We start from the raw sequence: 19,243 nt of genomic DNA on the forward strand, positions 1-19,243 counted from the left end.
CCCTCTGTGATCACGAAACTGGAATGTGCCAGTCTCCCCTGATCCTGACCGCCTGCCCACCATCACCCGCGCCAGTTGTCGCTGAGTGACACCTTTCCGCTCGCGGGCACCGTGGCGGTCCGGTTGGCACCGGTCTCCCAGGTCGCGTTCCCGGCGGCGTCCTTGCGTAGGTACTTGTACTCGAACGACGTGCCCGCGCCCAGCGCGACGTCGAGCTTCCACACCGGGTAGGCGGCCGACGAGAGCAGCAGGGCCTTGCCGGTGTCCCAGTTGCCGAGGGTGGCGTTGTTGCCCGTGACGTAGATGTTCTGGCCCGGCGTGGTCGTGGCGTTGACCGCGAAGGAGGCGCCGGAGGCCGGGTCGGTGGTCCCGCCGCCGCCCGTGCCGCCGCTGGCGCAGGTCGCCCCCGTGTAGAGCGCCACCGCGTCGTTGGCGCCGATGGTGGCCGTGAACCGGCCGTCGGAGCCGACGGTGTAGCTGGTCCCGGAGTGCTGGACGTCGCAGTAGCTGCCCGCCGGCAGCGACGTGGTGTACGTCCGGGTGAGCGCGCCGCTCTCGTGGTTGATCGCGACGAAGCCCTTGCTGCCGCGGCCGAACGCGATGGCGTTGTTGCCGTTGGACCACCAGTTGGTCACCGCGGTGCCGGAGACGGCGTTGCGGAAGCCGACCATGCCGGCGATCTGCGGCCAGGCGTGCTGGCACTTCCATCCGTCGGCGTAGCAGGCGTTGACCGTGCCGCCGTTGGGCGGCCCCGCGTCGTTGTCCGAGAACTCGTAGCCGGAGTAGACGTTCGGCGAGCCGTAGGGCCAGGCCAGCAGGTAGACGTTGGCGAGGGTGTAAGTGGCGCCCGCCTTGTAGTTGAGGGTCGAGCCGTTGCGCTCGGTGTCCCAGTTGTCGGTGAAGGTCCGCGCGTTGACGCTGGGCAGATAGCCCCAGGAGGCCCCCCAGTTGCTCAGGGACGACAGCTTCTCGCTCGTGAAGATCCGCTTGAGGTCGGTGGCGGCGCGGAACTCGTCCACGTCCCCGGTGCCGGTGTACTCGCCCGGCTGCACCGCTTCACCGGCCCCGTAGATGACCTCCTGCGCCCAGTAGACGCCCGGGTTGCTGAGCTTGGACTTGATGGCGGCGAGGTCGCCCGCCGCGATGTGCTTGGCCGCGTCGATCCGGAAGCCGTCGGCGCCCAGTGCGATCAGGTTGTTGAGATAGCCGGCGATCGTGGAGCGGACGTAGTCGCTGCCGGTGTCCAGGTCCGCGAGCCCGACGAGCTCGCAGTTCTGGACGTTGTTCCGGTCGGCGTAGTTGGTGATGTTGCTGCGGCAGGTGTGGAAGTCCTGGTCCTGGTAGTAGCCGGGGTAGTTGTACTTCGAGTAGTTCGTGCCGCCGGTCCCGGTGCCGGGGCCGGCCGCCATGTGGTTGATCACCGCGTCGGCGATGACCTTGACGCCCGCGGTGTGGCAGGTGGCCACCATGTGCTGGAACGCGGTGCTGTCACCGAGCCGTCCGGCGATCCTGTAGCTGACCGGCTGGTACGAGGTCCACCACTGGGCGCCCTGGATCTGCTCCTGGGCCGGGGAGACCTCCACGAAGCCGTAGCCGGCCGGGCCGAGGGTGTCGGTGCACGCCTTGGCGACGGAGTCGAAGCGCCACTCGAAGAGGGTGGCGGTGACGTCCTTGCTGCCCGGCGGGGTCGCCTGCGCCGGCTGCTGGGCGGCGACGGTGAGGCCGGTCGCGGCGAGCAGTGCGGCGAGCGCGCCGTGCAGGGCCCGGGATCGGCGGGAGGAGCGGAAGGTCCGGGATGGCGTGGATGGCGTGGGTGTTCGGGGTACCCGGGATGTGCGGGATCGCATGAGCGGCTCCTCCGGAGTGCGGGCACAGCTGTGCCCTCGAAGGCAGCCCGCGCCAAGCCGCCGGGTGGGGGTGCGGAACCCCGCGTCCCACGGGGTTCCGCCGAGGAGCTTCCCGCCGTGGCTGTGAGCACGTCAAGAGACCGGTGGAAACATTTTCAACTACTTGCGGAAACCTCTTCCAAACGCCTGCACGCGCCGGTTCAACGGATCGTGCGGTCCTCCGTCAGCGCGCCCTGCGCGGTCGCGATCCGGCGGTCGTAGCAACCGCCGGGAGCGTCCGAGCCGAGTATCCGGTAGTGCTCGGACGAGGTGCCGGTGGCGTGCCGCTGCTCGCGCGGCACATTGAGGGTGAAGGACGCGTCGCCCTGGTAGACGTCGCCCAACAGTGACCTGCCGACGGTCCGGCCCCCGCGTGTCACCACGGTGTCGGCGCGGTCGCCGAGCAGCATCACCGTACGCAGCCGGTCGGCCGCGCCGACCGACGTACGGCCGTCCATCGTGTACGCGCGGCGTACCGCGGTGCTGGTGGCCGGGCCGTGGCCGGCCGTGGTCACCGTCGCGTCGTCGGTCCACCGGGCGGTCAGCGCGTCGGTGCTCTCGTCGGCGTTCCACCGGTGGGTGGAGGTGGCGGACAGCGCGCGGCGGACGGTGGTGGCGACGCGGCCGTGCGACGTGTCGACATAGCCGGAGACCGTCAGGCTGTGGCTGCCGGTCGCGTCGAGGGCCCGTTCGTCACCGGGCCGGTAGGAGGTGGAGGTGTCCGGGGTGCTCTCCTGGTGCGCGGTCAGAGCGCCCGGCACATGAGCGCGGTGCTCGTCCTGCCAGACCAGCACGTTCGTCGGCACGCTCCAGCCGCTCTGGCCCGCGGGCACGCCCAGCACCGAGACCTCGACGCGGTGTGCCTTCCCGTCGTTGAGCAGGCCGGCGTACGGCGTCAGGTCGTACTCGACGGGTTTGACGTCGAAGGCGCGCGGGCCCGGGATCACGTACCAGAGGAAGGGATTGGACCAGCCGCCGGTCCACACGGTCGGGAACGGCGCGGCCATCCCCGCCAGTTGGCCGTCCACCCGCAGCTGCACCTCCCGGTAGGGACCACCGGCCTGGCAGGAGTACGGCACATCGGCGGGCACCGCCAGGTACCAGAACTCCTCGCAGCCGCCGCCGGATCCGGTGGCGTACACCTCGGCGACGATGCGCTCGCTGTTGCGCGGCGTGGTGAGGTCGCCGACGAGCGCCGTGCCCTCACTGTGCGAACCGGCCAGAGTCAGCACCTGGTCCGGCGCGGCTCCCGCCGGGTCCCCGCCGCCCGCTCCGCGTGCCGGGTAGAACGTCAGCGAGACCTTGACGTCGATCACGCCGGTGTACGTGTCGTTGACGACGTTGCCGATGAGCATCTCGACCGGCTGCGGGCCGCGCAGCGCGGCCGCGTACCGCGTGACGTCCTTCTCGACCTTCCAGGCGATGCCCTCGGGCGACGGTTCGGGGGTCGAGGTGTCCAGCACCTCCACGCCGCCGATCCGCAGATAGCCCAGCCGGTCGTACTGCCGCCCGGCGACCTGGCCGTCCAGCCGCAGCACGACCTTGCTCCAGCGGTCACCACAGCCGCGCGGCGGGGTGTACGTGCTCGTGTACGGCGTGAAGTCCCTGAACTGCGCCGCCACGATCTGGGTGGTGCAGGACGGGCCGCCGGGGGTCCTGATGGGCGGGGCGGCCGTCAGGGGGTCGTGCCAGTCGGTGCCGAACTCTGCCGGGGGCGCGGTGGTGGCCGCGGCCGCCGGGCCCGCGAAAAGCGCGAACCCCACTGCCGCGGCGAGCGCCGCGAGTATCCGTCTTCCCACGCGGTGGTGCCTCCTCGTCATGCGATGACCACGAAGTACAGCGCACAGCTTGGCCCGGTCGGGCGCCGCGCGACAGACCGCCTCGCCCGCGGGACGGCCCCGCCGGCGACCTTGGCCGATACCGGACTATTCCGGGCGTGGCGGCCGTAAATCGGTTGACCCGGTACGTGCGGTGACGCGAACCTTGCACGTCTTCGCACCCCCCATCCAGAGCATCTCGGGACGTCATGTCGCTTCGCCAACTCCCCTTCCAGGACCCCGGTGTCCCCGACGTCAGATCGGGATTCCGTTTCCTGCTCTGGCTGGAGAAACGCCAGCTGCGCGGGCAGCTCACAGCCGCCGCGTGGGGCACTCTGCTGATGGCGTCCATCGCACTGTTCCCGGCAGCCGTCGGCCTGGCCGTGCAGGCGGTCGTCGACCATTCCGGCCGGCGGCTGGCGCTGTCCGGTGGGCTGATGCTGGCGCTCGGCGGACTCAGCGCGCTCGGCGACACCATGCTGCACCGCACCGCGGTGACCAACTGGATCACCGCCGCCGCCCGCGTCCAGCAGCTGCTGAGCCGCAAGACCGTCGAACTGGGCTCGGTGCTCACCCGGCAGGTCGCGGCCGGCGAGATCGTCACCGTCGGCGCGGGCGACGTCGAGAAGATCGGCTGGTTCGTGGAGGCGTTCGCCCGCTTCACCTCCGCCTTCCTCGCCACCATCGGCATCGCGGTGGCCCTCGCCTTCTACCAGCCGGAACTCGGCCTCATGGTGGCCGCCGCCATCCCCGTCCTGGCCCTCGCCGTGCTGCCGCTGCTGCCGGCGGCGACCAAGCGCGCCGACGTCCAGCGGGAGAAGGCAGGCAAGGCCACCGAGCTGGCCTCCGACACCGTCGCGGGTCTTCGGGTGCTGCGCGGTATCGGTGGCGAGGAGCTGTTCCTCGACCGGTACCGCAAGGCCTCGCAGGAGGTCCGTACGGCCGCCGTGCACAGTGCCCGGATGTGGGCGCTGATCAGCGCCGTACAGGTGGTCCTGCCAGGACTGCTGCTGGTGGGGGTGGCCTGGTACGGGGCGGTCCTCGCGCTGGACGGCAGGATCTCGGTCGGAGAGCTGGTGACCGTGTACGGGACCGTCGCCTTCCTGATGTTCCCGCTGCGGCACTTCGAGGAGATCGCGATGGCGTGGTCCTTCTCCCGGCCGTCGGCGAAGCGCGCGGCGCGGGTGCTGGCGCTGGTGCGGGGCGTGGAGCCGGATACATCTCCGTCACTTCCTTCAGCTCCTTCGCCTGATGTGTCTCCTTCCGGTGATCTGTACGACCCGGAGACCGGTCTGCTCGCTCCTGCCGGGCAGCTGACGGCAGTCGTGTGCGGGGACCCGGACGCCGCCGGGCGGCTGGCCGACCGGCTCGGCGGGCACAGCCCGGACCGGGTGGCCGGCCAGTCCTCGGTCCTGCTGGGCGGCACGGCGCTCGACGAGCTGCCGCTGGCGGCGGCGCGCGCCGCCGTACTGGTGCAGGACAAGGACCCGGTGCTGCTCTCCGGCACCCTGCACGAGCTGCTCGACGTACCGTCCTCCGGCAACGTTTCCGCCACCGACGCCCTGACGGCCGCCCAGTGCGGAGACGTGCTGCAGGCGCTCGCCCAGGCCTCGGTGGACGACTCCGGTGATCCGATGCGGACCCGGATCACCGAGCGCGGACGCTCCCTGTCGGGCGGCCAGCGCCAGCGGCTGGCCCTGGCCAGATCGCTGGTCGCGGACCCGGAGGCGCTGGTTCTGGACGAGCCGACGTCGGCTGTCGACTCGCACACCGAGGCCCGTATCGCGCGCGGCCTCAAGGGGATCAGGGCGGACCGCACCACGGTGGTGTTGACGTCGAGCCCACTGCTGCTCGACCGCTGCGACCTGGTGGTCTTCATCGCCGACGGTGCGGTGGCGGCCACCGGAACCCACCACGAGCTGCTGCGCGCCGACCAGCAGTACCGCGCCGTGGTCACCCGCGAGACCGAGGAGCCGGCCGGTGTGACCGCCGCTGTGAACGGCGGCGTCACGGCCGCTGTCACCGCTGAAGGCCCGTCCGTGGTCCCGTCCGGGGCCGTGGAGAACACCAGGATCGAGGAATCCGCATGATCGGCGTGAAGCCACCGGAGCACGATCCGGACGCGCCGCAGCAGACGACGACGCTGCCGGTCGGTTCGCCGGCCACCGTACGCACCTACGTGACCGAGCTGGCCCGCCGCCACCGCGGCGCCTTCACCCTGCTGGTCGCCGTCAACACGGTCGCCGTGGTCGCCTCCATGGTCGGGCCCTATCTGCTGGGACAGCTGGTCGAGGACCTGTCGGCCGGGCGCCGGGAGCTGCATCTGGAGCTCACGGTCGGGCTCTTCCTCGCCGCACTCGCCGTCCAGGCAGGATTCGTCCGGCTGGTCCGGCTGCGCGGTGCGATCCTCGGTGAGCGGATGCTGGCCGACCTGCGCGAGGACTTCCTCGTCCGGTCCGTCGGGCTGCCGCCCGGCGTCCTGGAGCGGGCCGGTACCGGCGATCTGCTCTCCCGGATCACCACCGACATCGACCGGCTGTCGAACGCCATGCGCGAGGCCGTGCCGCAGCTGGCCATCGCCGTGGTGTGGGCCGCGCTGCTGCTCGGCGCGCTCGCCGTCACTTCTCCCCCACTGGCGCTGTCGGTGCTGGTCGCCCTGCCGCTGCTGCTGGTCGGCTGCCGCTGGTACTTCCGGCGCGCACCCGCCGGCTACCGCTCCGAGGCCGCCGGGTACGCGGCCGTCGCCGCCTCGCTCGCCGAGTCGGTCGACGCCGGCCGGACCATCGAGGCGCACGGGCTGGGCGCCCGCCGGATCACGGACTCCGACGAGCGGATCAGGACCTGGGTCGGCTGGGAGCGCTACACGATGTGGCTGCGCAGCGTGCTCTTCCCGGTGATCAACCTGACGCACACCCTGATCCTGGCGTCGGTGCTGATGATCGGCGGGACCTTCGCGCTGCACGGCTGGGTGTCGGTCGGCGAACTGACCACCGGGGCGCTCTACGCCCAGATGCTCGTCGACCCCGTCAACCTGATCCTGCGCTGGTACGACGAGCTGCAGGTCGCCCAGGTATCGCTGGCACGGCTGGTCGGGGTCCGCGAGGTCGAGGAGCACGAGTCGGACGAGCACGTCATCCCGGACGGCCGCGACATGCACGCCGACGAGGTGCGCTTCGGCTACCGGGAGGGCAGCGACGTGCTGCACGGGGTGTCGCTGCGGCTGCGGCCGGGCACCCGGCTGGCGCTGGTCGGGCCTTCGGGCGCGGGCAAGTCCACCCTCGGGCGGCTGCTCGCCGGAATCTACGCGCCGCGGACCGGCGAGGTGACGCTCGGCGGGGCCGAGCTGGCCCGGATGCCGGCCGAGCGGGTACGGCGGCATGTGGCGCTGGTCAACCAGGAGCACCACGTCTTCGTCGGCTCGCTGCGGGACAATCTGCGGCTGGCCCGGTCCGGGGCGGACGATCCCGAGCTGTGGGACGCGCTGGTCTCGGTGGACGCCGACGGCTGGGCGCGGGCGCTGGACGACGGTCTGGAGACCGAGGTCGGCTCCGGCGGCTCCACCCTCACCCCGGCACAGGCCCAGCAGGTGGCCCTGGCCCGGCTGGTGCTCGCCGATCCGCACACCCTCGTGCTGGACGAGGCGACCTCGCTGCTGGACCCGCGGGCCGCCCGGCATCTGGAGCGTTCGCTGGCGCGGGTGCTGGAGGGCCGCACCGTGATCGCCATCGCGCACCGGCTGCACACCGCGCACGACGCGGATGTCATCGCGGTCGTCGAGGAGGGCCGGATCAGCGAGCTGGGCAGCCATGACCAGCTGGTCGAGGCGGACGGGGCGTACGCGGCCCTGTGGCGCTCCTGGCACGGCTAGGAGCGGCCCGCCGCTTCCCGTTCCCGGGTTCCGTGCCCGCCGCCTGCTCGGCGGCGGGCACGGAACCGGGGGCGTCAGCCGAGGAAGCCCAGAGCGCCCAGTGCCCCGACTCCACCGAGCAGGAAGAACGCCGGGGTGAGCACCTTGATCTCGACCCAGCTGCCGGCCCGGAACCGCATGAACTTCGGCGGCCCCATCGGGTACCAGCGCTTGCGGCCTATCGGGATGGGCCACAGGATCGGGCAGCCGGACACGGTCAGGGCGTCGCCGATGCAGTGCACGAGCGAGCCCAGCACGATCGGGATGCCGATCCACAGATAGTGCTGGCCGGGCTCGGTGAAGAGCCAGTCCTTGCCGTTGCCCGGGTCGTCCAGGACATCGGCCAGGACCCAGGCGCCGGTCGCCCCGAGAAGCCAGACCAGCACATCGCTGGAGGCACGGGCCTGGCGCCACAGCAGACCCTCGACGGCCAGCACCATATGGACGAAGAGGATGCCGAGCACCGCCCAGCGCCCGCCGAAGAGCGCCGCCGCCGAGCAGGCGCCGCCGATCAGGGCGGCCCACAGCCAGGTGTGCGTCAGGGTGCGGTGGCCGCCGGTACGGCGCGGGTCGCCCTTCATACGGGTGGCCTTGTAGGTGGCGTACGACAGCTTGTCGATGATCTCGCACAGCGCTTTGGAGATGGGCCCGAAAGCACGCGATATGGTCGCCGCCTTGTGGTCCAGGTCCGGAGCGAGAGCGGCGCCGGCGCAGATCAGGGCGCCGACGACAAGCGTCGGCCACGGCATGGGGTGGTCGAGCGCGGCCGCGCCCGCCCCCACCCCCAGCCATGCCGCCGCTCCGGAAAGTGAATGTGCCGGTCCCATCATGTGTGGTGCCCCGCCCCTTTCGGCCCGCCCGCAGGCGGAGTTGACGCCCAGTCGACGGCACACCATACCGTTGGCGATCTTCCGTATTACCGCCGGTTCCGCCGCGGGGCCCGAAGCCAGGCAAGATGGTGGGGTGACCCTCATTGATCAGCTGCCTCCCGAGGCCGACCCCGATGCCCTGTACGAAGCCTTCTCGACCTGGGCGGAGAGCCAGGGCATCACCCTCTACCCCGCTCAGGAGGAGGCGCTGATCGAGGTCGTCTCCGGGGCGAACGTGATCCTTTCGACCCCGACCGGCTCCGGGAAGAGCCTGGTCGCGGCGGGGGCGCACTTCGCCGCGCTGGCGAAGGACCAGGTCACCTTCTACACCGCTCCGATCAAGGCGCTGGTGTCGGAGAAGTTCTTCGACCTCTGCAAGCTCTTCGGCACCGAGAACGTCGGCATGCTGACCGGCGACGCCTCGGTGAACGCGGACGCACCGGTCATCTGCTGCACGGCCGAGGTGCTCGCCTCGATAGCGCTGCGCGACGGCCGGAACGCCGATGTCGGCCAGGTCGTCATGGACGAGTTCCACTTCTACGCGGAACCGGACCGCGGCTGGGCCTGGCAGATCCCGCTGCTGGAGCTTCCGCAGGCCCAGTTCGTGCTGATGTCCGCGACCCTCGGCGACATGTCCCGCTTCGAGGAGGACCTCACCCGCCGCACGGGACGCCCGACGACCGTCGTGCGTTCCGCGACCCGGCCGGTGCCGCTCTCCTACGAGTACGTGACGACACCACTGACGGAGACGCTGACGGAGCTGCTGGAGACCCGGCAGTCGCCCGTCTACATCGTGCACTTCACCCAGGCGGCGGCCGTCGAGCGGGCGCAGGCACTGATGAGCATCAACATGTGCACACGCGCCGAGAAGGACGCCATCGCCGACCTGATCGGCAATTTCCGCTTCACCACCACCTTCGGCCGCAATCTCTCCCGGTTCGTCCGGCACGGCATCGGCGTGCACCACGCGGGCATGCTGCCGAAGTACCGGCGGCTGGTGGAGAAGCTCGCGCAGGCGGGCCTGCTGAAGGTCATCTGCGGTACTGACACCCTCGGTGTCGGCGTCAACGTGCCGATCAGGACCGTGCTCTTCACCGCCCTGACGAAGTACGACGGCACACGGGTCCGCACCCTGCGGGCCCGGGAGTTCCACCAGATCGCCGGGCGGGCCGGCCGTGCCGGGTTCGACACCGCGGGCTTCGTCGTCGCGCAGGCGCCCGAGCACGTCATCGAGAACAAGAAGGCCGTCGCCAAGGCCGGGGACGACCCGAAGAAGCTCCGCAAGGTGGTCCGCAAGAAGGCTCCCGAGGGCTTCGTCAACTGGTCCGACGCGACCTTCGAGAAGCTGATCGCCTCCGACCCCGAGCCGCTCACCTCCCGCTTCCGGGTCACCCACACCATGCTGCTGTCGGTGATCGCCCGGCCGGGCAACGCCTTCGAGGCGATGCGGCACCTGCTGGAGGACAACCACGAGTCGCGGCGCAACCAGCTGCGGCACATCCGGCGGGCCATCGCCATCTACCGTTCCCTCGAGGCGGGCGGCGTCGTGGAGCGGCTGGCCGAACCGGACGCGGAGGGCCGCATCGTCCGGCTCACCGTCGACCTCCAGTCGGACTTCGCGCTGAACCAGCCACTGTCGACGTTCGCGCTGGCCTCCTTCGAGCTGCTCGACAAGGAGTCGCCGTCGTACGCCCTGGACATGGTCTCCGTCGTCGAGTCCACGCTCGACGACCCCCGCCAGATCCTGGCCGCGCAGCAGAACAAGGCGCGCGGTGAGGCGATCGGGCTGATGAAGGCCGACGGGGTCGAGTACGAGGAGCGGATGGAGCGGCTGCAGGAGGTCACGTACCCCAAGCCGCTGGAGGAACTGCTCTCCCACGCCTACGGCATCTACCGGCAGAGCCACCCGTGGGTGGGCGACCACCCGCTGTCCCCCAAGTCGATCGTGCGCGACATGTACGAGCGCGCCATGACGTTCTCCGAGTTCACCTCGCACTACGAACTGGCCCGCACCGAGGGGATCGTGCTGCGCTACCTGGCGGGCGCGTACAAGGCCCTGGAACACACCGTCCCGGACGATCTGAAGTCCGAGGACCTCCAGGACCTGACCGCGTGGCTCGGCGAGCTGGTGCGCCAGGTCGACTCCAGCCTGCTGGACGAGTGGGAGCAGCTCGCCAACCCCGAGGTCGAGACGGCCGAGCAGGCCGCCGAACGCGCCGACCAGGTCAAGCCGGTCACCGCCAACGCCCGAGCCTTCCGGGTGCTGGTGCGCAACGCCATGTTCCGCCGGGTCGAGCTGGCGGCGCTGGAGAAGTACAACGTGCTGGCCGAGCTGGACGCCGAGTCGGGCTGGGACGCCGACGCGTGGGCGGAGGCGATGGACGCGTACTGGGACGAGTACGACGACCTGGGCACCGGCCCCGACGCCCGCGGCCCGAAGCTGCTGCAGATCGAGGAGCAGCCGGAGCACGCGCTCTGGCGGGTCCGCCAGACGTTCGCGGACCCCAACGGCGACCATGGCTGGGGTATCTCCGCCGAGGTCGATCTGGCAGCTTCCGACGAGGAGGGCCGGGCGATCATCCGTGTGACGACCGTCGGCGAGCTGTGACCGGGCACGACACGAGGGAGTTCCGATGACCAACCCCGCCGAGCGGCTGGTGGATCTGCTCGACCTGGAGCGGATCGAGGAGAACATCTTCCGCGGCCGCAGCCCCGAGGAGCGGCTGCAGCGGGTGTTCGGCGGGCAGGTCGCGGGGCAGGCACTGGTCGCGGCCGGCCGCACCACGGACGGCGAGCGGCCGGTGCACTCGCTGCACGCGTACTTCCTGCGGCCCGGCCGGCCGGGTGTGCCGATCGTGTACCAGGTCGAACGGGTGCGTGACGGCCGGTCGTTCACCACCCGGCGGGTGGTGGCGATCCAGCAGGGTCGCACGATCTTCAATCTGACCGCCTCCTTCCATCAGCCGGAACCGGGCTTCGAGCACCAGATCCCGATGCCCGATGTACCCGAGCCCGAGAGTCTCCCGAAGCTGGGCGACGAGCTGCGCGAGCATCTGGGGGTACTGCCCGAGTCGCTGGAGCGGATGGCCCGCCGCCAGCCGTTCGACATCCGCTACGTCGAGCGGTTGCGCTGGACGCCCGAGGAGATCGAGGGCGCCGAACCGCGCAGCGCGGTGTGGATGCGCGCGGTGGGACCGCTGGGCGACGATCCGCTGGTGCACACGTGCGCGCTCACGTACGCGAGCGACATGATGCTGCTCGACGCGGTGCGGGTACCGGTCGAACCGCTGTGGGGCCCCCGCGGCTTCGACATGGCCTCCCTCGACCACGCGATGTGGTTCCACCGCCCCTTCCGCACCGACGAGTGGTTCCTCTACGAGCAGGAGTCCCCGATCGCGACCGGCGCCCGCGGCCTGGCCCGCGGCCAGATCTACGACCGCTCGGGCCGGCTGCTGGTCTCCGTGATGCAGGAAGGGCTCTTCCGCAAGATCGGCGGCTGACCAGCACCCCACGCGGCGGCGGCAGGCGGCAGCAGGCGCCGCCGTTCAGGGACGCCGGAACAGCTTCTTCCGGCGGCGGGTCCCCGCGCTGTCCCCGGGCCGCTGCAACCGCCAGCCCCGGCGCGGGCGCGGCTCCGGCCCACGCTCGGAACACGGCTCCGGCGCAGGTTCCGGCCGCGGCCGCAACTGCGGTTCGCGCTCGGGTTCGTGGTCGGGTTCGTGCTCGGGACCCGGCCCCGGCTCCGGCTCCGGTCCCACTGCAGGGGCCGGGCGTGGCTCCCGCTCCGCGGCCGGTGCCGGGCGGGGGGCCGGACGGGCCTGCCGGGCGCGGTCGAGAGCCTCGGCCAGGGAGAGCCGGGCCAGGGCGATCTCGTCCGGATGGTCCGCGGTGACCGCCGCGTCGATCAGTTCACGGGAGGCGAACTCTCCGGGCCTGCCCGGTGGCAGACCGGACCGCAACCTGCGCAGATAGGCCCGTTCGTACAGATCCGGCACCACCTCGGCCGCGCCGTCGGTGCCGAGCAGCGCCGCCCAGACCGCCGCCTCCTCCCAGGCGTCGGCCGCGTCCCGCACCAACTGCCCGGCCCTGCGGGCCCGCCAGCCACGTGCCCGGTGGTCCGCGCCGTCATCCAGAGCGCCACGCAGCGTTACCGGCAGCCTGCCGTGCAGCGCTTCAGGATGGTCCCGGGCGTACTGCCCGATCTCGTCGGCCAGATACATCCAGACGACGGCCCGGTAGCGGTTGACGTACCAGCGGACCGGCCGGATGAAGCCGCCCTTCGCCAGCTTGACGAAGCGGTCGCGGCTGACCCCGATGAGCTCCGCTCCATCGCCGCTGCCGACCACGCGCAGCCGGTCGCGCAGCGCCTGCGGGAAGCCCTCGGCCGCTCGCAGCCGGTCGACCTCCTCGCGCATGACGCGCCTGCGGCCCGGCCCGGCCGGTACGGCCCGGACCTCGCCGAGCTGGACGGCCAGCTCGAACTCCCCCGTTTCCAGTTCCAGTTCTTCCCTGGCCCGGTTCATCCCGAGCGCTTCGCCCGCCGGCGCCCCGCCCGCAGGCGATTCCTTACCGACTGCCGCTGCCGCTGCCGCTGCGACGGCGACCCCGACCGCGAGTGACTCCCGTACCACCATGACTTCCCCCACCGCCTCGACTACTGACAGTGACGAATGTAGCGCAGCCCGATGACCCAACCACGTGGCCTGTGGATAACTCCGCCCCCACCGGCACACCGCCTGCGGCAGCAAACATCAACGGCCCGCAGGCTCACCCTCCGGTAGGCGTGATCCCTGGCTGCCGGGGCGCGACCCCGAGGTGCTCGCCCACCCGGTGCACGAGCAGCGTCATCTCATAGGCGACCTGCCCGACGTCGGCCTCCATACCGCTCAGCACCGACAGACAACTGCCGTCGCCGGCCGCGGTCACGAAGAGGTAGCCCTCGTCGAACTCCACCATCGTCTGGCGCACTCCACCGACCCGGAACTGCCGGCCGGCACCCTTCGCAAGGCTGTGGAACCCGGACGAAACGGCCGCCAGATGCTCGGCCGTCGGCCGGTCCAGACTGCCGCTGGCCCCGGTCACCAGGCCGTCGTTGGACAGTACGAGCGCGTGCTGCACATGCGGCACCCGCTCCGTCAGGTCGTCCAACAGCCATGCGAGTCCATTGCCCACCGTCATTCCCGGCCTCCCCGTATCGACTGCGGTACGAGACTGTCCTGAACAGCGCGCTACGGCAAGTCCCCATCGGGTCACGACCGGCATCGCTATCCGGCAGCGGGCCCCACCGGGATGGCCTGCCCGCCCTCACCAACAGCCCCCACCAACAGACCTCACCAATAACCCCCATCAGCGGCCCCACCGGTGGGTCCCGTCAGCCGACCCGTCGCAGCTGACGCTCGGCGTGCATCCGTTCGGCGTGCTCGACCAGGGCGATGAGCACGTCCTTGCCGGATTCACGGTCCCGCGCGTCGCACAGCACGACCGGCGTCCCCTCCGTCAGGTCCAGGGCCCGTGAGACGTCCTCGGGCCGGTAGGAGCGCGCGCCGGAGAAGCAGTTGACGCCGACCGCGAAGGGGATGCCGCGGTGCTCGAAGAAGTCGACTGCGGGGAAGCAGTCCTCCAGCCGGCGGGTGTCGGCCAGCACGACGGCGCCCAGCGCGCCGTGGGACAGCTCGTCCCACAGAAACCAGAAACGATCCTGCCCAGGGGTGCCGAAGAGATAGAGCGACAGCCCCGCCCGGATCGTGATCCGCCCGAAGTCCATGGCGACCGTGGTGGTGGTCTTGCGTTCCACCCCACCGGTGTCGTCCACTCCCCGGCCCGCCTCGCTGAGCGATTCCTCGGTGCGCAGCGGCCGGATCTCGCTGACGGCTCCCACCAGGGTGGTCTTGCCGACCCCGAAGCCGCCCGCGACCAGAATCTTCAACGCCAGCGCGGGCTCATCACGCCTGCCCGGTTGCTCAGAGCGCCCGAAGTCCATCGATCACCTCTCGCAGAATGTCTTCGCCGGGAAGTTCGGCGGGCGCCACCGGCCGGCGCACCCGGACCCATCCCAGCGTGAGCAGGTCGCCCAGCAGGACGCGTACGACGCCCACCGGCAGGTCGGAGTCGGCCGCGATCTCCGCGACCGACAGCGGGTCGGTCCGGCACAGGGCGAGGATCGTGCCGTGTTCCGGGGCCAGGGCCGGGTCGCCTGCGGCGCCGGGCTCCGCGCCCGGTTCGGCGACGACCTGCGCGATCAGGTCGAGATGCGCGCTGCCGCCGTCTCCCCGGGTCCGGCCGCCGGTCAGGGCGTAGGGACGGACCATCGGGCCCGCCTCGTCGTCGTACCAGCGGCCGTCCATCCGTGCTCAGCCGCCTGCCGTGGTGTCGGAGTCCGGCCGGGCGGGCGTCCGCAGATGCTCGCCGACCTGTTTGACGAGCCGGGCCATCTCGTAGGCGACCAGCCCGACGTCGGCCCCGGCGGTCGCGAAGACCGCGAGGCACGACCCCTCGCCCGCGGCGGCCACGAAGAGGAAGCCGCCGTCCAGTTCGACCATGGTCTGCCGTACGTCACCGGCGGCGAAATGCCGGCCGGCGCCCTTGGCGAGGCTGTGGAATCCGGACGCGACCGCCGCCAGATGCTCGGCGTCCTCGCGGCTCAGCGCCCGTGAGGCGCCCACCGCCAGACCGTCGTTGGACAGGACCACGGCGTGCCGCACCCCGGCCGCCCGGTCCGTCAGCTCGTCCAGCAGCCAGTCCAGCCGGCCGGAACGGTTCGCCTCGATCATGCCGGGTCTCCCTCGTTCGACGCCGGGCGGCCGGCCGGACGGCCACCGCCGCGCGCCCAACCGCTGCGGTACGCGGTCATGATGGCGCGGATCTGCTCAGGAGTACGCCCGCCCGCGTCCTCCGACTCACCGTCCGACCCGTTGCCCGGCGCATGGCCGTCCCGCTCCGGAGCGGGTCGCTCCAGCAGTTGCGGGGCGAGGTTCGCCTTCCGTACCCGGCGCGGCAGATCGTCGTCGCCGTGCGCGGTGCCGTTCGCCGCCGGACCCACGGGGGCGGCCGGTGCGGCAGGACCGGCAGGGCCGGCAGGGCCGTCCGGACCCGGCGGCGGATGCGCGGACGAGGCGGCGGACCCGCGGACCACGACCGGCTCCGCGGACCCGTCGTCCCGCTCGTCGCCGTTCCCCAGCCCCTTGCCGTTCCCGAAAGCTCTACCGTTTCCCGACGCCTTCCCGTTCTCCAACGCCCTGCCGTTCCGCGACTCCGCACCGTTCCGCGACGGAAGCGGCCGGACGACGACCGGGTCCTCGCGGTGGGCGCGCTGGGCGCGGTTGCGCTCGGCGGCGCGGCGGGCGGGGGCCGGGTCGGGAACGTAGCGCTCGATGAGCGCGGTGGGCAGCAGCACGACGGCCGTCGTCCCGCCGTACGGGGACGGGCGCAGCGAGACCTTGACGTCGTGCCGGGCGGCGAGCCTGCTCACCACGAACAGCCCGAGCCGGTCGCTGTCGAACAGGTCCAGTGCCTGGGCGCGGGCGATCCGCCGGTTGGCCTCTTCGAGCGCCCCGCCGCCCATGCCCAGCCCGCGGTCCTCGACCTCCAGCACATATCCGTTGCCGACCTGTTCACCGCTGATCCGCACCTTGGTGTGCGGCGGCGAGAACTGGGTGGCGTTCTCGACGAGTTCGGCGATCAGGTGGGTGAGGTCGGCGACCGCGCCGCCGATGACGGCGGCCTGCGGCAGCCGCCGCACCTCGACGCGCGCGTAGTCCTCCACCTCGGCGACCGCGGCCCGCACCACGTTCTGCAGGGGCACCGGCCGGCGCCAGGCCCGGCCAGGGGCCGCGCCGGACAGGATGATCAGGCCTTCGGCGTGCCGGCGCATGCGGGTGGTGAGGTGGTCGAGCCGGAACAGGTCCTCCAGCTCGCCGGGGTCCTCCGTACGCCGCTCCATGCTGTCCAGCAGCGCGAGTTGGCGGTGGACGAGGACCTGGCTGCGGCGCGCGAGGTTGACGAAGACCCCCGTGACGCCGCTGAGCAGCTCGGCGCGTTCGACGGCGGCGGTGAGCGCGGCACGGTGGACGGTCCGCAGCGCCTCGCCGACCTGGCCGATCTCGTCCGCGCCATGGGTGCCCTGCGGCGCCTCGGCGTCCAGGTCGATCTCCTCGCCCGCGCGCAGCCGGCGCATGGCGGACGGCAGCTTGCGGCGGGCGAGTTCCAGTGCGGTGTTGCGCAGTTCGACGAGTTCGGTGACCAGGGCGCGCCCGATCCGCACCGAGACGATCAGCGAGACGATGACGGCGAGCAGGCCGAGCAGCACCGCCGCACCGGAGGTGCTCGCCAGCCCCCGGATGATCGGGTCGGTGCCGGACGAGACGGTCGCCGCGCCGCCCGCCGGGTTGTCGATGGCGCGCAGTCCGCCGATGACCGGTCCGGAGGCCGCCGTCCAGGTGCCCGCGGGCGCGGCGGCCGCGGCGCGCGGCCCTGGGTCGGCGCGCAGCACCCCGTCCTCCACGCCGAGCAGTGCGCTGTACGGTGCGGAGCCGCTCAGCCTCTCCCAGGACGAGCGGCCGCCGCCCCCCAGGTCACCGGCCGAGGCGTCGAGCAGCAGCCGCCGGGCCTGTACGGCACCGGTGAAGTCGCGGTAGCGCGGGCCGTCCAGGGTGCCGGTGAGTTCCGCGACGGAGATCAGGGCGTCCTCACGGGCGAGCATCTCGCCCGCCCGCCCGAACTCCAGGGCGACACGGCTGCCGGAGGTCAGGACCGGGTCGGAGCCGGCGGTCAGTACGCCGATGGCGGAGAAGGCGTTCTCGATCGCGTCGCAGTAGCCGCGGTACGTCTCGTCCCAGCCGGCGCTGCGGGCCGTGACCCGTGCCCGCAGCGCGCGCAGCCCGGTCACGCCGTCGATGAACGTCCGCAGCCGGGGCGCGACGTCCGAGGGCAGCCCGATGCCGTCGGCGATCGTGTGGCTGCTCCCCTGCCGCAGCGCGCCGGCCGTCCGGTCGGTGGTGGCGGCGGCGCTGTCGAGCTGCGCCGCGCGGGCGGCGGTCGGGGCGGCCAGGTACAGGGCGGCGGCGCGGCGTTCGGCCTGCAGAGCGGTGACGGAGGCGGCGACGGGGCCGCTGACCTCCTTCTCGACCTGCTGCGTGCGCAGCCGGCCGGAGACGTCCTGGGCGGCGTTGACGGCGGCGAAGGCCCACAGGGCCATCAGCGACACGACGGGCACCATGAGGATGGAGACGATCTTCGCCCGCACCGTCCTCGGCCGCAGCACCAGCCCCGGGACGAACCGCGACCGAACCGGCGGCCCTGCCCCGGGCCGTCGCGGACCACCGGTCCCGGCAGAAACGTTCGCTCCGGCGGAAACGTTCACCCCGGCAGGCGCGTCCGCATCCCCATCCGTCCACGACGGGACATCCGGACCCCCGGAACCCCCCGCCCGGGGTGCGCCCGCGGCCAGGGCCAGCGGTGACATCCGCTCGTCGGCGGGCGGTCCGGCATGCGCGCGGCGGCCGCGCGGAGCGCTCACGCCGCACCCTCCTGCAGCGACTGGGCCGACGCGGAGGCGGCGCTTTCACGGGCGCTCGGGGAGAGCGCGACGAACGCCGACGTCAGGAAGAGGTACGAGCCGAGGCCGACCACCAGGGGGAAGAGGAACGCGGTGGCACTCGCGCCCGGCAGCACCTCGGACGACGGAAGGACCGTCACCCGCACGGCGAACATCCCCGTGTAGTGCATGCTGCTCACCGCCGCGCCCATCACCAGCGACGCCCCGGCCACGACGACCGGCCGGTGCACCGTCAGCGCCGCGTACAGCGCGGCGGTGGCGGCGGCCAGCGCGATCAGTACGGACAGCATGACGCGCACCGGGTCGTAGCCGATGGTGCCGTGCAGCCGCAGGGCCGCCATCCCGACGTAGTGCATGGCGGCGACGCCGAGTCCGGTGGCCAGGCCCCCCGCCAGCAGGGAACGGATGCGGCCCCGCCCGTAGCCGACGATGAACACACCGACGCCCACGACGGCGACGGCGATCAGCAGGCTCAGGACGGTCAGCGGCACGTTGTAGCGGATCTCGGTGCCGGAGACCCGGAAGCCGAGCATCGCGACGAAGTGCATCGTCCAGATGCCGGTGCCGAGCGCGCTGGCCGCGGTCAGCAGCCAGTTGCGCCGGGAGCGGCCGGTCGCGCCGAGCGCCCGTACGGTGCAGCGCAGGCCGAGCGTCGAGCCCACGCAGGCCATCACGTACGACAGCGTCGGGGTCAGCCAGCCGAAGCCGGCTTGGTCCATGTGTCCCATGGGTCCGGGACGCTAGCCCCGTGATGTTCGCAGTCCTTCGGGCAGTTCGGAACCCGACGGTTATTGACCGTCTCGTACGCTGATCCGGCCCCGAACGATCGCGCAACGCTCGAACGTGCGCGCAGGCGGGACGTTTCAGCCACTGCGTGGCGCATACATGATGACGCCCACTCCCACCAGGCAGACCACCGCCCCCACCACGTCGAACCGGTCGGGCCGGTAGCCGTCGGCCACCATCCCCCACACGAGCGAACCGGCGACGAACACACCGCCGTACGCGGCCAGGATCCGTCCGAACTCGGCGTCCGGCTGCAGGGTCGCGACGAACCCGTAGCACCCGAGGGCCACCACACCCGCGACCGTCCAGGCCCAGCCGCGGTGCTCGCGGACGCCCTGCCAGATCAGCCAGGCACCGCCGATCTCCAGCAGTGCGGCAAGGACGAACAGAGCGGCGGAACGCAGCGTGATCATGCGAACATGATG

At 71.9% G+C, this 19,243-nt stretch carries 15 protein-coding genes; 4 read left to right on the forward strand and 11 right to left on the reverse strand.

Annotated elements, in window-relative coordinates; all coding sequences use genetic code 11:
* Positions 1–62: 62 nt before the first annotated feature.
* Both C8250_RS10365 and C8250_RS10370 read right to left on the reverse strand, forming a co-directional pair.
* The gene (locus C8250_RS10365) at positions 63–1,847 is read right to left on the reverse strand and encodes a carbohydrate-binding module family 20 domain-containing protein (RefSeq protein WP_138353101.1); all 1,785 of its coding nucleotides are present in this window, start codon (positions 1,845–1,847) and stop codon (positions 63–65) included.
* A 200-nt stretch (positions 1,848–2,047) separates the two neighbouring features.
* Positions 2,048–3,649 (reverse strand): peptide-N4-asparagine amidase, encoded by a 1,602-nt coding sequence (locus C8250_RS10370; protein ID WP_244809805.1) that lies wholly within the window; start codon positions 3,647–3,649, stop codon positions 2,048–2,050.
* Between the two features lie 263 nt (positions 3,650–3,912).
* Here C8250_RS10370 and C8250_RS10375 point away from each other — a divergent pair, with 263 nt between their 5' ends.
* A complete protein-coding gene (locus C8250_RS10375) occupies positions 3,913–5,793 on the forward strand; it encodes an ABC transporter ATP-binding protein (protein ID WP_138353099.1) in 1,881 nt (626 codons plus the stop codon).
* Positions 5,790–7,571, forward strand: coding sequence for an ABC transporter ATP-binding protein (locus C8250_RS10380; protein ID WP_138353098.1), 1,782 nt, complete (start codon positions 5,790–5,792; stop codon positions 7,569–7,571). The genes C8250_RS10375 and C8250_RS10380 overlap by 4 nt, the downstream gene beginning before the upstream one ends.
* A gap of 74 nt (positions 7,572–7,645) precedes the next feature.
* Here the strand turns inward: C8250_RS10380 and C8250_RS10385 are convergent, their stop codons facing one another.
* Positions 7,646–8,440, reverse strand: coding sequence for a metal-dependent hydrolase (locus C8250_RS10385; protein ID WP_138353097.1), 795 nt, complete (start codon positions 8,438–8,440; stop codon positions 7,646–7,648).
* 133 nt (positions 8,441–8,573) lie between these two features.
* Here C8250_RS10385 and C8250_RS10390 point away from each other — a divergent pair, with 133 nt between their 5' ends.
* Positions 8,574–11,087, forward strand: a complete 2,514-nt coding sequence (locus tag C8250_RS10390) for a DEAD/DEAH box helicase (protein WP_138353096.1) — start codon at positions 8,574–8,576, stop codon at positions 11,085–11,087.
* 25 nt (positions 11,088–11,112) lie between these two features.
* Positions 11,113–11,979, forward strand: coding sequence for an acyl-CoA thioesterase II (locus C8250_RS10395; protein WP_138353095.1), 867 nt, complete (start codon positions 11,113–11,115; stop codon positions 11,977–11,979).
* Positions 11,980–12,024: 45 nt separating this feature from the next.
* Here C8250_RS10395 and C8250_RS10400 read toward each other — a convergent pair whose 3' ends face one another.
* The 8 genes from C8250_RS10400 to C8250_RS10435 form a co-directional block, all read right to left on the reverse strand.
* Entirely contained in the window at positions 12,025–13,113 is a 1,089-nt protein-coding gene (locus tag C8250_RS10400) for a DUF6397 family protein (protein WP_138353094.1), read from the reverse strand.
* Positions 13,114–13,246: 133 nt separating this feature from the next.
* Positions 13,247–13,657 (reverse strand): roadblock/LC7 domain-containing protein, encoded by a 411-nt coding sequence (locus tag C8250_RS10405; RefSeq protein ID WP_138353093.1) that lies wholly within the window; start codon positions 13,655–13,657, stop codon positions 13,247–13,249.
* Positions 13,658–13,850: 193 nt separating this feature from the next.
* Positions 13,851–14,459 (reverse strand): ATP/GTP-binding protein, encoded by a 609-nt coding sequence (locus C8250_RS10410; protein ID WP_138353092.1) that lies wholly within the window; start codon positions 14,457–14,459, stop codon positions 13,851–13,853.
* Positions 14,440–14,823, reverse strand: a complete 384-nt coding sequence (locus tag C8250_RS10415) for a DUF742 domain-containing protein (RefSeq protein ID WP_138353091.1) — start codon at positions 14,821–14,823, stop codon at positions 14,440–14,442. The genes C8250_RS10410 and C8250_RS10415 overlap by 20 nt, the downstream gene beginning before the upstream one ends.
* Before the next feature lie 6 nt (positions 14,824–14,829).
* The gene (locus C8250_RS10420) at positions 14,830–15,249 is read right to left on the reverse strand and encodes a roadblock/LC7 domain-containing protein (RefSeq protein WP_138353090.1); all 420 of its coding nucleotides are present in this window, start codon (positions 15,247–15,249) and stop codon (positions 14,830–14,832) included.
* Complete coding sequence (locus C8250_RS10425; protein ID WP_138353130.1) at positions 15,246–17,693, reverse strand: nitrate- and nitrite sensing domain-containing protein; 2,448 nt, start codon at positions 17,691–17,693, stop codon at positions 15,246–15,248. The genes C8250_RS10420 and C8250_RS10425 overlap by 4 nt, the downstream gene beginning before the upstream one ends.
* A 296-nt stretch (positions 17,694–17,989) precedes the next feature.
* Complete coding sequence (locus C8250_RS10430) at positions 17,990–18,760, reverse strand: MHYT domain-containing protein (RefSeq protein ID WP_138353089.1); 771 nt, start codon at positions 18,758–18,760, stop codon at positions 17,990–17,992.
* A 135-nt stretch (positions 18,761–18,895) separates the two neighbouring features.
* Positions 18,896–19,231: a YnfA family protein gene (locus C8250_RS10435; protein WP_138353088.1), complete on the reverse strand. Its 336-nt coding sequence runs from the start codon at positions 19,229–19,231 to the stop codon at positions 18,896–18,898.
* Positions 19,232–19,243 lie beyond the last annotated feature (12 nt).

The organism is Streptomyces sp. So13.3 (assembly GCF_005860785.2).
Lineage (GTDB): Bacteria > Actinomycetota > Actinomycetes > Streptomycetales > Streptomycetaceae > Actinacidiphila > Actinacidiphila fildesensis.

Coding starts and splice junctions, on each gene's coding strand:
- C8250_RS10365 (WP_138353101.1), bottom strand. CDS start 1,847: ATGCGATCCCGCACATCCCGGGTACCCCGAACACCCACGCCATCCACG.
- C8250_RS10375 (WP_138353099.1), top strand. CDS start 3,913: ATGTCGCTTCGCCAACTCCCCTTCCAGGACCCCGGTGTCCCCGACGTC.
- C8250_RS10380 (WP_138353098.1), top strand. CDS start 5,790: ATGATCGGCGTGAAGCCACCGGAGCACGATCCGGACGCGCCGCAGCAG.
- C8250_RS10385 (WP_138353097.1), bottom strand. CDS start 8,440: ATGATGGGACCGGCACATTCACTTTCCGGAGCGGCGGCATGGCTGGGG.
- C8250_RS10395 (WP_138353095.1), top strand. CDS start 11,113: ATGACCAACCCCGCCGAGCGGCTGGTGGATCTGCTCGACCTGGAGCGG.
- C8250_RS10400 (WP_138353094.1), bottom strand. CDS start 13,113: ATGGTGGTACGGGAGTCACTCGCGGTCGGGGTCGCCGTCGCAGCGGCA.
- C8250_RS10405 (WP_138353093.1), bottom strand. CDS start 13,657: ATGACGGTGGGCAATGGACTCGCATGGCTGTTGGACGACCTGACGGAG.
- C8250_RS10410 (WP_138353092.1), bottom strand. CDS start 14,459: ATGGACTTCGGGCGCTCTGAGCAACCGGGCAGGCGTGATGAGCCCGCG.
- C8250_RS10415 (WP_138353091.1), bottom strand. CDS start 14,823: ATGGACGGCCGCTGGTACGACGACGAGGCGGGCCCGATGGTCCGTCCC.
- C8250_RS10420 (WP_138353090.1), bottom strand. CDS start 15,249: ATGATCGAGGCGAACCGTTCCGGCCGGCTGGACTGGCTGCTGGACGAG.
- C8250_RS10425 (WP_138353130.1), bottom strand. CDS start 17,693: ATGGTGCCCGTCGTGTCGCTGATGGCCCTGTGGGCCTTCGCCGCCGTC.
- C8250_RS10430 (WP_138353089.1), bottom strand. CDS start 18,760: ATGGGACACATGGACCAAGCCGGCTTCGGCTGGCTGACCCCGACGCTG.
- C8250_RS10435 (WP_138353088.1), bottom strand. CDS start 19,231: ATGATCACGCTGCGTTCCGCCGCTCTGTTCGTCCTTGCCGCACTGCTG.